The 14213-nt window shown below is 60.4% G+C and carries 9 protein-coding genes and 2 pseudogenes; 8 read left to right on the top strand and 3 right to left on the bottom strand.

Going from position 1 to position 14213, the window contains the following annotated elements; all coding sequences use genetic code 11:
- Window positions 1-24: 24 nt before the first annotated feature.
- Window positions 25-1470, bottom strand: a complete 1446-nt coding sequence (locus AB3X99_RS36080; protein ID WP_342948079.1) for a cytosine permease — start codon at window positions 1468-1470, stop codon at window positions 25-27.
- Between the two features lie 397 nt (window positions 1471-1867).
- Between AB3X99_RS36080 and AB3X99_RS36075 the strand changes: the two genes are divergently transcribed.
- The 4 genes from AB3X99_RS36075 (at window position 1868) to AB3X99_RS36060 (ending at window position 6855) form a co-directional block, all read left to right on the top strand.
- Window positions 1868-3016, top strand: a complete 1149-nt coding sequence (locus AB3X99_RS36075) for a ring-hydroxylating oxygenase subunit alpha (RefSeq protein WP_342948080.1) — start codon at window positions 1868-1870, stop codon at window positions 3014-3016.
- Window positions 3017-3025: 9 nt separating this feature from the next.
- Window positions 3026-4486: an NAD-dependent succinate-semialdehyde dehydrogenase gene (locus AB3X99_RS36070; protein WP_368619646.1), complete on the top strand. Its 1461-nt coding sequence runs from the start codon at window positions 3026-3028 to the stop codon at window positions 4484-4486.
- Between the two features lie 80 nt (window positions 4487-4566).
- Window positions 4567-5535, top strand: a complete 969-nt coding sequence (locus AB3X99_RS36065) for a 2Fe-2S iron-sulfur cluster-binding protein (protein WP_368619645.1) — start codon at window positions 4567-4569, stop codon at window positions 5533-5535.
- Between the two features lie 222 nt (window positions 5536-5757).
- Entirely contained in the window at window positions 5758-6855 is a 1098-nt protein-coding gene (locus tag AB3X99_RS36060) for a PAS domain-containing protein (RefSeq protein ID WP_069267192.1), read from the top strand.
- Between the two features lie 146 nt (window positions 6856-7001).
- On the opposite strand, the pseudogene AB3X99_RS36055 reads toward AB3X99_RS36060, so the two are convergent.
- Window positions 7002-7404, bottom strand: a pseudogene (locus tag AB3X99_RS36055) (isocitrate/isopropylmalate family dehydrogenase); the annotation flags it as partial.
- A gap of 580 nt (window positions 7405-7984) precedes the next feature.
- Here AB3X99_RS36055 and AB3X99_RS36050 point away from each other — a divergent pair.
- From AB3X99_RS36050 to AB3X99_RS36040, 3 genes are all read left to right on the top strand, one after another.
- Entirely contained in the window at window positions 7985-9829 is a 1845-nt protein-coding gene (locus tag AB3X99_RS36050; RefSeq protein ID WP_368619644.1) for a TRAFs-binding domain-containing protein, read from the top strand.
- 117 nt (window positions 9830-9946) lie between these two features.
- On the top strand, window positions 9947-10387 hold the full coding sequence (locus AB3X99_RS36045) for a TIR domain-containing protein (RefSeq protein WP_368619643.1): 441 nt from the start codon (window positions 9947-9949) through the stop codon (window positions 10385-10387).
- Between the two features lie 271 nt (window positions 10388-10658).
- Complete coding sequence (locus AB3X99_RS36040; RefSeq protein ID WP_368619642.1) at window positions 10659-12857, top strand: DUF4062 domain-containing protein; 2199 nt, start codon at window positions 10659-10661, stop codon at window positions 12855-12857.
- A gap of 203 nt (window positions 12858-13060) precedes the next feature.
- Here AB3X99_RS36040 and AB3X99_RS36035 read toward each other — a convergent pair whose 3' ends face one another.
- Window positions 13061-13402: a hypothetical protein gene (locus AB3X99_RS36035; protein ID WP_368619641.1), complete on the bottom strand. Its 342-nt coding sequence runs from the start codon at window positions 13400-13402 to the stop codon at window positions 13061-13063.
- A gap of 637 nt (window positions 13403-14039) precedes the next feature.
- On the opposite strand from AB3X99_RS36035, the pseudogene AB3X99_RS36030 reads away from it, so the two are divergent.
- Window positions 14040-14213 (top strand): annotated as a pseudogene (locus AB3X99_RS36030) (transposase); the annotation flags it as partial.

The raw sequence follows: 14213 nt of genomic DNA, 5'->3' as shown, positions 1-14213 counted from the left end.
GTTGTAGTCGCTGTGGTGGCGCAGTCAGTTCAGGCCGCGGTCGGCTTCGCGCACGAGTTGGCGTTCTTTTTCAATGTCGAGCGAGCGGCAGGTCCACAGATAAACCAGCGCGGCAACGGGCAGGCCCACGAGCATCGCGATGTCGGTGCCGCCAAGCGCATTGGCGACCGGGCCGGTGTAAAGCTCCGTCTTGAAGAACGGGATCATCGCGACGAAGCCCACCGCGTAGGCGGTCAGGCCGCGCCAGTTCCAGCGGCCGTAAATGCCGCGCGGGTTGAAGATCTCGCGCACCGAGTAATGCGAGTGACGCACGATGAAGAAGTCGACCAGGTTGATCGCGGTCCACGGCGTGAACAGGTAGCCGAGAATGCCGAGGAAATCGCCGAACTTGCCCATGAAGTTGTCCGACGCCGCGAACGCGAGCGATGTCGCCGTGAGCGCTACCACGATGAGGCTCACCACGCGCTTGGTCGCGTTCGACTTGAGCGGCTTGAACGAGTCGGTGATGCTGAGCAGCGTGAGCGACGCGCCGTAGAAGTTCAGGCCGGTAATGGCGAGCAGCCCCAGCAGCGAAAGCAGCAGCGTGACCGTGCCGAAGCCCGGAAAGATCATGTCTCCCGCGCGCTGAACCGCATCGGAAATCTCGATCTGCGCGTTGAGCGCCGCCGCGGCGGTGCCCACCAGCATCATCCAGACGCCGCCGATGAACGCGCCAAGGAAGGTCCACCAGAAGGTGGCACGCACACCGGTATTGGGCGGCAAGTACCGCGAGTAGTCCGAAACGTAGATCGACCACGAAAGCTGATAAGCCGCCGCCGAGAAGAGCTGGACGAGGAACGGCGTGGTCTTGAAGCCGGCGAAGCTCAGCTGGCCCGCGGGGAACGGCACTTTCACGCACATGCCGATGCTGAAGATCGTGAGCGCGGCGAGCAGCGCGAACGCGAGCCAGCGCTGCGCCTTGTGGATCAGGTCGTAGCCGAATACCGCGAGCGCGACCGCAATCACGGTGAAGACGATGTAGCTCAGGTGCGGTTCCGTGCCCAGCAGATGATGCGCGGTCTGCCCCGCCATCAGCTGGTTGAACGAGTTGTAGCCGATATAGGTGACGAGCGCGACCACCCACACGAGCAACGCGCCCATATAGCCGAACTGCGGGCGCGACTGGATCATCTGGGGCAGCCCGAGCTGCGGGCCCTGGCTCGAATGGAACGCCATGAAGAAAGTGCCGAGCACGTTGCCGAGCACGATGGCGATCGCACTCCACAGCAGGTTGCCGCCCATGCTGATGCCGATCGCACCGGCCGCGATGGTCGCGAGATTGGCATCCCCCGTGAACCATACCGGCCACAGGTGCCACGCCCGGCCCTTGCGTTCGGCGAGCGGCACGTAGTCGATCGAGCGTGATTCGATACGGGATTTGGCGCGCGACGGCTCGTTGGCCAGCGCTTCGGCTATTGCCTCTTGGGACATGTCTCCTCCAGTTGTGGGGTGGCTCGCGCGGCCCCGCATGACGCGGCTGCGCTTTCCACGCCGGCCCCGATACCAGAGGTTCCAGTTTCCAGACACGGCGCGGTTATCCTGCGGTTAATCTAAAACCATCAGTTAACAATGTTACGCACCGTAGAGAGGTTCGTCGCACTATCGCATCCTCCTATTGACGCCCGGGGAGAAATCGATTTGCTTTGCCAAGCGTCAATGGACGTTGATTTACAAGAACAAGAATAGGCCCCGCGCATCAACGAAGAGCCATCTCCGACAACGTCAAGGGATAACCCTGATCCACTGCCGCCGAAATTTCACTTATATTTTCGTTAACTTATAGTTTCATCGTAACTGCTAGTTAACCAACCCCAGTGCGGCGGACCCCATGACCTATCTCCCGATCGAATTCCACAAGAAACCCGAACAGCCGAAACTCCCGGCCGACTTCTGCGCCAACCCGGAACTCGCCTGGACCATCCCGGCGAGCTACTACACCTCCGAGGCGGTTTACAAGTCGGAAGAACAGAAGATCTTCGAGAACGCGTGGATCTGCGTCGCGCACCGCAGCGAGCTGGCCGAGACGAACGCCTATGTGACGCGCGAGGTGGTGGGCGAAAACATTCTGCTCGTGCGCGGCAAGGACAGCGTCCTGCGCGCCTTCTATAACGTCTGCCCGCACCGTGGCCACCAACTGCTCGAAGGCAGCGGCAAGGCGAAGAACGTCATCACCTGCCCGTACCACGCCTGGGCGTTCAAGCTCGACGGCGCGCTCGCGCACGCCAACAACTGCGATCACGTGGAGTCGTTCGACAAGGAGAACTCCACGCTCGTGCCGGTGCGCGTGGAGGAATACGCAGGCTTCGTGTTCATCAACCTGAACCCGGACGCACAAGGCGTGGAAGCGCAGCTGCCGGGCCTCGAAGCCAGCCTGCGCAAGGCTTGCCCGGTGATCGACGACCTCAAGCTGGCTGCCCGCTTCGTGACCGAAACGCCGGCCAACTGGAAGTCGATCGTCGATAACTATCTGGAGTGCTACCACTGCGGCCCGGCTCATCCCGGCTTCTCGGACTCCGTGAAGATCGACCAGTACACGCACACGCTGCACGGCAACTGGACGGTGCAATTCGGTCATGCGCAATCGTCGGAGCGCTCGTTCAAGCTCGATCCGTCCGTGAAGGACCCGAGCTTCAGCGGCTACTGGGCGTGGCCATGCACGATGTTCAACGTGCCGCCGGGCAGCGACTTCATGACGGTCATCTATGAATTCCCGATGAGCGCCGAAGTCACGCTCCAGCACTACGACATCTACTTCCTGAACGATGAACCGACGGAAGAGCAGCAAAAGCTGATCGAGTGGTATCGCACCGTGTTCCGCCCGGAAGACCTGCGCCTCGTGGAAAGCGTGCAGAAGGGCCTGAAGTCGCGTGGCTATCGCGGCCAGGGCCGCATCATGGTCGACAAGCAGCGCAGCGGCATCAGCGAGCACGGCATCGCGCACTTCCACAATCTGCTCGCGCAGCAGTATCAGGACTAAGAGGCCGGCATGACGAAACTTCAACATCACGGCCTGCTGCGTGAGCAGGCCTATATCGACGGCCAGTGGCGCGGCGCCGACGACGGCGCCACGCTCGAGGTCCACAACCCCTCCACCGGCGAGCGCATCGCGAACGTGCCGAACATGGGCGCGCCGGAAGCACGCACGGCCATCGAAGCCGCGCACCGTGCCTTCCCGGCCTGGCGCGCCACCACCGCGAAGGAGCGCGCGCGCCTGTTGCGCAACTGGTTCGAACTCATGATGGCGAATCAGGAAGCGCTGGCCCAGATCATGACGCGCGAGCAAGGCAAGCCGCTCGCGGAAGCACGCGGCGAGATCGGCTACGCGGCCTCGTTCATCGAGTGGTTCGCTGAGCAGGGCAAGCGCATCGACGGCGACGTGATCCCGAGCCCGAACCCGGACCAGCGCCTCGTCGTGACGAAGGAGCCGATCGGCGTGTGCGCCGCCATCACGCCGTGGAATTTCCCGGCCGCGATGATCACCCGCAAGGCCGCACCGGCGCTTGCCGCCGGCTGCACCATCGTCATCAAGCCCGCCAACGAGACGCCGCTTTCCGCGTTCGCACTCGCGGCACTGGCGGAACAGGCCGGCATTCCGGCCGGCGTGATCAACATCGTCACGGGCAAGTCGCGCGAGATCGGCCTCGAAATGACGTCGAGCCCGCTCGTCAGGAAGCTCACGTTCACGGGCTCGACCGAAGTGGGCCGCCTCCTGATGCGCCAGTGCTCGGACACGGTCAAGAAGGTCTCGCTGGAGCTGGGCGGCAACGCGCCGTTCATCGTGTTCGACGATGCGGATCTGGACGCCGCCATCGAGGGCGCCCTGCTGTCGAAGTACCGCAACGCCGGCCAGACCTGCGTGTGCGCGAACCGCTTCTACGTGCACGATGCCCTGTACGACGAGTTCTGCCGCCGCTTTGCCGAGCGCGTGAGCGCCTTCAAGGTCGACGACGGTTTCGCCGAAGGCGTGAACATCGGCCCGCTCATTACCGAAGCGGCACGCGACAAGGTCGACGGCCTCGTGCGCGACGCCGTTGCGCAAGGCGCGCACGTAGTCACAGGCGGCGCGCCGCATGCACGCGGCGGCAACTTCTACGCGCCCACCGTGCTCGCCGATGCGAAACCCGGCATGGCCGTGCTCGCCGAGGAAATCTTCGGGCCGGTCGCCCCCATCGTGCGCTTTTCGAGCGACGCGGAAGTCGTGCAGCTCGCGAACGATTCGATCTATGGCCTCGCCGCGTACTTCTACAGCCGCGACATCGGCCGCATCTGGCGCGTGGCCGAGCAGCTGGAGTACGGCATCGTCGGTATCAACACGGGGCTGATCTCCAACGAGGTCGCGCCGTTCGGCGGCGTGAAGCAGTCGGGCATCGGCCGCGAAGGCTCGAAGTACGGGATCGAAGACTATCTGTCGATCAAGTACCTCTGCATGGCGGGTGTCACGCGCTAAGGCGGGCGCCCAGCTTCGAGCGGATGCGGACCGTGCCGCATCCGCTGCTTTTTCCGGATTCAGAAGTCAAGGAAGTCAACATGAACGCCCGCGAATCGATCACTGTCGACGTCGTCGCCGTCGAACAACTCACTCCGCTCATCAAGCGCTTCACGCTCGCGCTGCCCGATGGCGCCCCGCTGCCTGAATTCAGCGGCGGCGCCCACGTGCTCGTCTCGATGCAGGACGGCGAGCAGTGGCACCACAATGCGTATTCGCTCCTGAGTTCGCCGCACGACACGCGCCAGTATCAGATCGCCGTGCGCCGCGAAGAGGATTCGCGCGGCGGCTCCGCCTTCATGCACGATAAGGTCGAGGCAGGCACGCGGCTCGCGATCGGCTCGCCCGCCAATCTGTTCGAACTCGCGAACACACACGGCCCCAAGCGGCATGTGTTCATCGCGGGAGGCATCGGCATTACGCCCTTTCTCGCGCAACTGGCCGAGCATCGCCCCGAGGATGTCGAGCTGGAGCTGCACTACGCGTACCGCAGCCCCGAGCACGGCGCCTTCGTCGACGAGTTGAAGACCGGCCCCCACGCGGCGAACGTGCACTGCTATATCGACAGCGAAGGTCAGAAGCTCGATCTCTTCAAGCTCTTCCACAATCTGCCCGGCGACGCGCATGTCTACGTCTGCGGCCCGCAAGGCCTCAACGACGCGGTCTACGCGAACGCCGCGCTGTTGGGCTGGCCGAAGGCGCAGTTGCACTCGGAGCAGTTCGCCGCGACGGACACGGGCGGCAAGGCGTTCACGGTCGTACTGGCGAAGTCCGGCATCGAACTCGAGGTGGGCGAAGACGAGACCATCCTCAAGGCTATCGAGCGCGCGGGCGTGACGGTGGAGTCGCTGTGCCGCGAAGGCGTGTGCGGCACCTGCGAAGTCCCCATCCTCGAAGGCGAGGCGGATCACCGCGACCAATATCTGGACGACGACGAGAAAGCCGCGCAGAAGACTATTTTGCTGTGCGTGTCGCGAGCGCGCACGCCGCGCCTCGTGATCGACCTCTAGGCCGGCTGCGTAGGCGGGACACCGTGAGACGTCCGTCCGGAACGGCCCGCTTGCCGATCCGTTAAACTAGCGGGAATTACGGAGCAGACGAAACGTCGGGGCCGCGCGCCCCATTCATCAGAGGCGGCATACTCCCGGCACCGATCGGCGGCCTTGGGGTGTATGCCGCCCTTTTGCGCTTGATTCTTTCGACCGCGCGAGATTCGTCACAGAGGGAAATGGATGTCCGAGGATACGTTCGCGTTCCGTCTGAAAGTGCTGCTCGAGCACAAGAAGCTGAGCCTGCAGCAAGTCGCCGACGCCGTCGGCATTTCACGCCCCGCCGTGCACAAGTGGACGCGCGGCGGCGAGATCGACTATTCGAACCTGCGCCGCCTCGCAGCGTTTCTCGACGTGAACTGGGTCTGGCTGCGCTACGGCGACGATGCCGTGAAAGACCTCGGCATCGCGGGCAATACCGAACTGCCGATGACCGATCTGCGCCGCCGCTACACCGCCGAGATCATGTCGAACGAGGCGCGCATGAAGCAGGCGCAGGAACTGGCGGGCATCGTCACGTGGGAATGGAATCTCGTCACCGACGAGCTGATCTATTCGAGCAACTGCGCGAAGCTTTATGGCCGAGAGATTCACAGCAACGCCGAATTCTGGGAAATCCTCCATCCCGAGGATTCGATCTGGCTGAACGACGAGACGCTTAGAGAGTTGGTCGCGAGCACGGCGCCGCGCGTCTGGGACTTCCGCATCATCTTGCCGGACGGGCAGATCCGCTGGATCGAGTCGCGCGTCGCCACGCTGCTGGACGACGCGGGGCGCCCGGTGCGCGTGGTGGGCACCACCATTGACATCAGCGCGCGCAAGGAAGTGGAATCCGCAGAGCAACGGCGGCTGCAACTGCTCAACGACGCCGCGCGCATTGCGGGCTTCGGCGCCTGGCGCTGGCTGCGAGCGCAGGACGAGCTGATCGTTTCGGACGAATGGTGCCGCCTGTTCGGCGTCGATCCGGCGCACGCGCCGCGCCACTATGTCGAGCTATCGCGACACATTCACCCGGATGACCGCGCGGCGCGCGAAGCGGCTGTGAACGAAGCGCTCGCGCACCGCGGCGACTATCGCGTGCTGTATCGGGCCGCGCTGCCCGACGATACGTGGCGGCTGGTGGTGGAGCAAGGCTACGCGCGCGTGGCACCGCATGGTGAGGACGTGTGGCTCACGGCACTGTGCCGCGCCGCGCAGCCAGCCGATATGGCGGCAGGCGCCTCGGCGGCTGCACAGCCGGGCGCGGAAGAAAACGCGGCAACGGGGGCCGCGCCGCACTGAGTTCGTGAGCAGTACCGGGGTGTCCATCCCACGCCTTTGCGCTTAAAGCGCGGCGGCGACTGCCCTGCCGATCTCCGTGGTGTTCGCCGTGCCGCCCATGTCGGGCGTGCGCGGGCCTTCCACCAGCACCTTTCTCGATGGCCTGCATGATCGCGTCGTGCGAGAAAGTCGATGCCGCCGGGCTTGCGGTTGGCGAGCGGACACGGCACGCCGGGCAGCAGACGCACCGGGCGCAGGTTGACGTACTGGTCGAACTCGCGGCGGAACTTCAGTAGCGACCCCACAGGGAAATGTGATTGGCACCTTGTCGGGCCGGCCGACCGCGCCAAAATAGATCGCGTCGAAACCCTCGAGCGTGGCGAACCAGTCGTCGGGCATCATCTTGCCGTGCTGAAGGAAGTAGTCGCAGCTTGCCCGGTCGAAATGGCTAATTTCGAGCTTCAGGCCGAACTTCACGGCCGCCGCCTCGACCACGCGCACGCCCTCGGGCATCACTTCCTGGTCGATACCGTCGCCGGCGATGGCGGCGATTTTGAATGTCTTGCCCATGTCGCGTTCTCCGTTGCGCGGCGCGCCAGAATGGGTGCGCGCTCGATAGCTGCAAGCGTGGCGGAAATTAGCACCTGCCGTGTGGAGGCGTTGAACGCGGGGTGCGAAGAATTGGGTGAAAGGTGTGGTGCTTCATTGCTATTCGGATAAGTATTCTTATCACAATGCATAACTTTCTCACTTAAACTTCTGAGTATGAAAATCCACCTGACCCGGACCCTCGCCCCCTTCCGCTGAAGGCGCCGGTTTTGACGATGCTGGTAGGCCGGATGTACCAGCTTGCCGGTGCGGCGTTTCGTCGAGCGATATCTGCCCGTATTCCTCGCCAACGCAAGAATGCACACGCAAGGTAGGCACGCCTGGCCCAAGTTGATAGCCGCCCCTCTAACCGACGTCGCGACCCTTACGCATCGCGCGACTGACAGTGCCGTTGGACTGAGTTGTGCGCGTAATCGTCGCGCACCAGTGACCCAAATAGCGCGGAAGCAACGCATGCGGTCGGGGGCAGTCGAGGAAGCCTTCGCGCTCTACGGCCGTTCCGAAATAGGAAATACGCCGCCAAAGCGCAGGCTTTTGATGGATGGCAAGAGAAGCAAGCGCGAAAATGTGCTCGTCAATCGTCAAACGGGTGTGGCGCAACATCAAGTACGAAGAGGTCTATCTGAAGGCGTATGAGTTTCTCAACGACGCTCAGTGCTATCGGCGACTATATTGCACTGTACAATCCGCAACAGCCCATTGGAGCCTGCTGGATCAAAAGCCCGATGAGGCAGGCTTCGCGACGCTGCCGGCGATTCAAATCGGCAGCATGGCTGCCCTGGATGTTTCATTTAAGAATCTCAGAAGACTGCCCGACCGCGCGGGGTCACTGCTTACACGACGGCGGCTTCACAACCTGAAGACATCCACATCGCCGACAGATTGCATAATCAGCGGCTTATGCAGCTTTTGCATTGAATCGCGCAAATATTTGAGGGGACCATCCTTGTTAAGCAAATCAACTGACACGCACAATCTGGCGCCTGGAAAAGGTAACGCACCGAGGCAGACCTGCTTCATCGACATGCCTTTCGGGGTAAAGGTCGATGCCAAGACGGGGGGCCGTATTGACTTCGATCAAATCTACACTGAGGGAATTGAGCCTGCGGTTCGGAGCGCAGGCCTTGAGTGCATCCGAGGCGACCGTGAGGAAACCGGCGGACTTATTCACACTGCCATGTTCGCACGCTTGCTCGTTGCCGAGTTCGTCGTTGCGGATATGACGACCGCAAATCCGAATGTATTCTACGAGCTTGGCGTCCGGCACGCCGCCAGGCCGTATAGCACGATACCAATCTTCGCAACTGTCGGTGCGCCACCGTTCGACGTAAACGGCGTGCGCGCGATCCCCTATGACTTGAATGACGGGAAGCTGACACCGGATGCGTCTGGTAGATTAGTGGCTGCCATCAAGACTCGCATTGAGGCAGCACTAAAGAGCCCTGTCGCGCCTGATAGCCCGTTGTTCCAGCTATTCGATCGCTATCCCGGCATTTCAATGAGCCACGAAGTTGCCGACGTCTTTCGTGACCGCGTAAACTATGCGGCAGAGTTTCGGGGACGTCTAGCCGTCGCACGCTCTACCAAGCCTCGAACAGACGCCGTGACAGCGCTGAAAGTGGTAGAAACCGATATCGGCAACGTCGCAACTGCTGAGCGCGGCGTAGTAGTGGATCTCCTTCTCTCGTACCGCGCAGCCGAAGCCTACACAGAGATGGTGGCATTGTACGAGCGCATGTCGGGCGACCTGCAGACGTCAGTAATCGCACGTCAGCAGATGGCATTTGCGCTAAATCGGCGCAACGCACTGGGCGATCGCGACCGTGCCTTGACGCTGATTGAAGGGTTGCGAAGGGCGCATGGCGACAGCGCGGAGACGCTCGGCATCTTAGGCCGCATATACAAGGATCTCTGGCGGGAGGCTAAGAGTCGAGGGTCTCTCGCCGCAGATGGTTTCCTTGACCAAGCAATCGAAACGTACATGCGTGGGTTCAGTGTTGAACCACTCGACTACTACCCCGGCGTAAATGCACTTACTCTTCTGGTCGTGAAGGGAGACGAAGAGGCGATGGCCAATCATGCGCATTTGGCCCCGCTGGTTACCTTCGCTGCATTACGAAAAGGTGGTGCACAGGCCTCCGACTACTGGACGCTTGCGACCATGATCGAACTGGGCTGCCATAACCGCAATTTCGTACTGGCAAGGAATTGCCTGTCGCGCGCAGTATCACATGTGCAAAAATCTTCAGAAGCATGGATGCTGAAGACCACGAGTGAAAACTTGACGCTCATCGCTGATAGGTACGGCGAGCCGGATTCCAACAAGGTCCGCGAATTGGCGAAACTGCTTGACAAAGCACATGAGCAGGTTGAAATGCTTGTTTGACGACCCATGGGCAGCCGTACCTGCAACCGGCAGAAAACCGAATGGTAACCAAAGTACCTAGCTCAATCTATATTCACAGATAGCTACGAAACACTGACTTATAACAATAAATTTAATATGGGCACAAGACAAATTCACATTTTTATTAGCCACGCATGGGCTCACTCAAGCCACTACGACAAGCTTGCCGAATGGATATTTGGAGAAAAATGGTCTGTCGGCCAAGCCTCGCTGGATTTTCGTGACTTCTCGATCCCAAAAGACGATCCAGTTCACAATGTCACAAGCACGCAAATGCTGCAGAATGCAATTTTTAGCCAAATCGCGCGTTCGCATGTTGTAGTGATACCAAGTGGAATGTACGCAACGCACAGCAAGTGGATACAAAGAGAAATCGACGGGGCGAAGCTATATGAAAAACCAATTCTCGCCGTCAATCCTTGGGGCCAGCAGAAGAAGTCTGGAGTCGTTTTAAATAACGCAGATGACGGGGTTGGCTGGAACAGAGAGCCAGTTATCGGTGCCATTTGGAATCTCTACTATGCAAGAAATAAGTAGAACCAAAAATGCGTTTTTCAAACGAGGTCGATAGCCTGACGATGCAAACGGCAACTGGTAGCTAGCGATCGACGTGACTGGCGACTCGTCTGCAGTCAGCCGGCCACGTCTACACGTGTATCATTTGTCAAAAACTATGCAAGGACAGGTTGCCGGCGGCCCAACTGGACCAAATCGATATCAGTTGTCGGAGATTCGCCATGTTCGCCACTTTGCTTAGGCTCTTTCCAACAGCACTTCCGTTCAAGCATGCTCCTGATGAGACGAATACATGGACGTGGTAACTCGGGGATGTCGCAAGGTTACGCTCACTGAACAAATCATCAAAAAAAATATGACAATAGAAAAGACCTCCGTTTTCATCGCCTCAAGGTTCGCCGAATTTGACGAGCTTCGCGAGCGACTAACGCTAAAGATCGCGAGCCATCCAACCGCAGAATTCTCGCCTGTCGATCTGAACAACGGCCATGTCAGCCATCGTCCACCATTGGTCGAATGTCTCGCACACGTTCGCAGGTCGGAATTCATGATCCTGCTGATTGGCGATGAGTATGGCTCGATTGCGCCAGGGAGTACAAAATCGTTCACGCACCTGGAGTATGAAGAGGCTGTGCGTGACGAGTCCGGAGTGCGTGTTCTTGTTTTCTGTATCGGCGAACACTACCGCGACAACCAGTTCAGGTTCGCCGAACCTGGCACCCCACTCGGGGACTGGCAGCGAGACATTGAGAAGCGACACACGGTTGGATTTTTTGAATCCTCCGCAAGCGTGGAACGAATTGCACAGGGCATCCTTGAATCGTTGCTGATTGCACTCCTGGAACTGCGCTTTGGGCAATTGCATCTTGAAGCCTCGGATCAGCATCGGGATCTCTTCGACGCAGTTGCAGACGACAGCGTGCTGGATGACTCAGATGTCACGGCAATGGAATCCAGGGAGTTCGAACTCAGAGGGTTGTCGATGATCGATGACCGTTCAACGTTTTCCGAGCCTCTTCACGCACTCATGAGGCCGGCTGCCGTCGCAGCTTACGAGCAGCGGGAGGAAGCACAGCGCGCGGTCGCGCTAGCGGACTATGGGTGCGCTATCGGGCACCTGCAGCGCGCAATTGAGCACCGGCCGCTCGATCTCCTCAGCAATTATTGGCTTGCTTCCCTTTACGTTTCGCTGGGCAGAAAGCAGGACTGCATACGCGCCCGCGAACTGAGTGAACGAGGCGCCCGAATAGCACTCGACGAAGGATCGCGAATTCGCGCTTCAGCATGCTATATCTTGGCTGCACGCGCCGCGCGCGTTCTCGGTCAGAATGATGAGGCGGTGCTGTACGCTCGGCGGGCAGTTGAGGTTGCGCCGCGCTATGCAAAGGCCCATATTGAGTTCGCGCGTTGCCTCCTTCTCACTGGTGCCGGCGATGACGCAATGAAGAGTATCGGTGCCGCCGCCGATCTGTACTTTCCCAGCCTGCGCGAAGTATTTGTTGATCCACAACTTCGTCCGCTGCGCAGTGCGACCAATGACCTGATTGAAGAGATGCGCGTCAGCCTGGTCGGCAGGGCAAACCGGATTCTGGCAGTCGAAGCGCGGCTTGCGCCGCTCGCCGGTCAGGTTCCTGCAAAGCCGCTCGACGACAGCGCTAGCCGGCGCGCGGCTCTCGCGACTGCCCGGCAGTCAGCCTCAGTTCAGCACGGCTGGGTCTGCGGTCTGATGGAGGGGGCACAGGGCGCTCTGGCGAAAGCGTCATCCACGCCTGGTTCGGCGGCCCACACTTTAAGACAGGAATTGGCCAGGCTGGGGGAGCTTGGCCGCAATGATGCTCCGCTCCTCGAAGGGCAGGAATCGGTGTCTGCGGGTCTGTCAGGCCTAAAAGCAAAAGCTCGTGCGTATGTGGCTGGCTTGGTGGCGGTGCTCGCACTTGGCGCTGCCATCAACTGGTGGCTGTCCGGGCAGCGGGCTGGCGCCGTGCTGGGTGCGCTTGTTGGCATGTATCTGCTTCGGGAGGGCTATCTTGCGAACAATGCGCGCCGGCAACGTCTGGCGACAGCGCAGGCGCATGTCAACGAGATCCGGAACAGGCTCCACATTTACGGGACAAAAAGCACGAGCGCAAAGGTTGAGTTGGATTTGCTAGAAGTCGAGGCGCGCAACGCCGTCACTCGGGCGAAGGAGGCACTCGCGATCTTCGAAACGGGATCGCTGCGCCATCCCATCGGGATGCTTCCCTTTTCATCTCTCTTCTCTGGCAAGACTGGCGAACTGGTGCGAGTCTTGAAGAAGCAGATCGATTCAGTCGCGGAAAAGTCGGGGCGCACTGCCGTCATAGAGGATGAATTTCCGGACTGGCTCGACATGCCACAGCACCTTGACGACACAAAACCACGGCTGTACCGAGTAAAGCGCTCGGAAGGTGCACGCCTCGTGCTCAGTCGTGGCGCCGCCTACTCGGCGTTGAAGTACTGGGCCTCTAGTTAGAACGCCATAAGCAAAATCGCATGACGCTGGCGCTGATGTCGTCAGCCGCCGCGCAACTTGGCGTAAAGGCGGGCGAGCCCGGACGGCCATACCCGGAGCCAGCGCCCGGGAGATAGACGCGTTCATCGTGCGGCGTCGGGCGCACCAACGGAACTAGCGCGAGCCTCCGTAGTAGATGCAGATGCAGCGCGTCAATATCCCACTTAGGCAGCGCCGAGTTGCGCGCCGATCACCGCGCTGAGCTTGACGGCAAGCGCGTCAACCCGTCCCTCGCCCATGCGCATGTCTGGCAACATAGCTTGAGCTTCCGTATTGAGCGCGGGAGTCACTTCGGCGGCCACCCCTCCGGTAAACGCTATCGGCAACAAAGGTATGTTCGCCGCAATTGCGGCCGCACATTCCTCATGGGTTCTGCCACCAGATCGACCACCGACAACAATTGCAAGGTCGGGAATCCTTCCAAGGGACTCTTCAAATCGTTGACGGATATCCGGTTTCCGCAACGATCCAACCAGGATGACCGGGTTATACGCCACTCCAGACATTTCAGCGTGTCCAGCCCTCAACGCTTTCCGCCACGAGTCCCCTCGTGCGTCAGCGAGAAGGGCCTCGTCCGAAGCCAGTGCCTCGTGTGTATCGGCCAGATACTCTCGTATGTGAGCCCATCCTTCAGTCACTAGTATTAGCTACCCTTCGGAGGCTTGACGACCGGCATCGGGGGCGGCTTCTGGTTTACAGGGGGCAAGTTGGCCCCTCTCTCGACTTTCCGCGGCTGAAGCGTCGGCAGTGTCGGCTTCTGCTTAATTGTCATCGTCGTTCCCATAGTGATGTTGCATATATTGACTGGCTCGCTGCTCCGATTTTTCAAGCAACTTTCGATTATCAGGAAGCCCCGCCATTGGAAAATGTGTCTTCAGCGTCTTGGCCGTTTTCCTACGCTGTGTAACGGACGCCACCGAGCACTCGCGCGATAGCGTTATAGGCCAAACACGCAAGCATCGCCCACAGCGCTCCGAAAAGCGCGATTCCTACCTGGAGGAGCAGCCATGTGCTCCACCACGGGCTAGGCGTCACCAGATCGGCGCGCTGCGGATCAAAGGTAAGCGTTGCTTGAGCACCGTCTAGACCGATGGCGCCAAAGTGGACAAAGTAGGCCCCACCAAACGAGTGGTGGAGACTACTTTGTCACCTGAGATAGCGACAGCGGCAAGACGGACGCGTAAAGGCACCCCCCAACCACCCCATTGGGTTTCGGCGAGAACTCGCAAAGCTGGCATGTGAACCGGGTGTCTCGGTCGCACGACTCGCTCTGGAACACGGGCTCAATACGAATCTTTTGTTCAAATGGCGCCGAGC

Source organism: Paraburkholderia sp. BR10882 (assembly GCF_040948855.1).
GTDB lineage: Bacteria > Pseudomonadota > Gammaproteobacteria > Burkholderiales > Burkholderiaceae > Paraburkholderia > Paraburkholderia nodosa_A.
The sequence above is the reverse complement of the archived record's forward strand: the minus strand, read 5'-3'. Positions and strand labels throughout refer to the sequence as shown.

Bases quoted from the DNA above. Each gene is read 5' to 3' on its own strand.
- AB3X99_RS36040 (WP_368619642.1), top strand. From the start codon at position 10,659: ATGGACGTGGTAACTCGGGGATGTCGCAAGGTTACGCTCACTGAACAA.
- AB3X99_RS36075 (WP_342948080.1), top strand. From the start codon at position 1,868: ATGACCTATCTCCCGATCGAATTCCACAAGAAACCCGAACAGCCGAAA.
- AB3X99_RS36045 (WP_368619643.1), top strand. From the start codon at position 9,947: ATGGGCACAAGACAAATTCACATTTTTATTAGCCACGCATGGGCTCAC.
- AB3X99_RS36070 (WP_368619646.1), top strand. From the start codon at position 3,026: ATGACGAAACTTCAACATCACGGCCTGCTGCGTGAGCAGGCCTATATC.
- AB3X99_RS36050 (WP_368619644.1), top strand. From the start codon at position 7,985: ATGGCAAGAGAAGCAAGCGCGAAAATGTGCTCGTCAATCGTCAAACGG.
- AB3X99_RS36080 (WP_342948079.1), bottom strand. From the start codon at position 1,470: ATGTCCCAAGAGGCAATAGCCGAAGCGCTGGCCAACGAGCCGTCGCGC.
- AB3X99_RS36065 (WP_368619645.1), top strand. From the start codon at position 4,567: ATGAACGCCCGCGAATCGATCACTGTCGACGTCGTCGCCGTCGAACAA.
- AB3X99_RS36060 (WP_069267192.1), top strand. From the start codon at position 5,758: ATGTCCGAGGATACGTTCGCGTTCCGTCTGAAAGTGCTGCTCGAGCAC.
- AB3X99_RS36035 (WP_368619641.1), bottom strand. From the start codon at position 13,402: ATGTCTGGAGTGGCGTATAACCCGGTCATCCTGGTTGGATCGTTGCGG.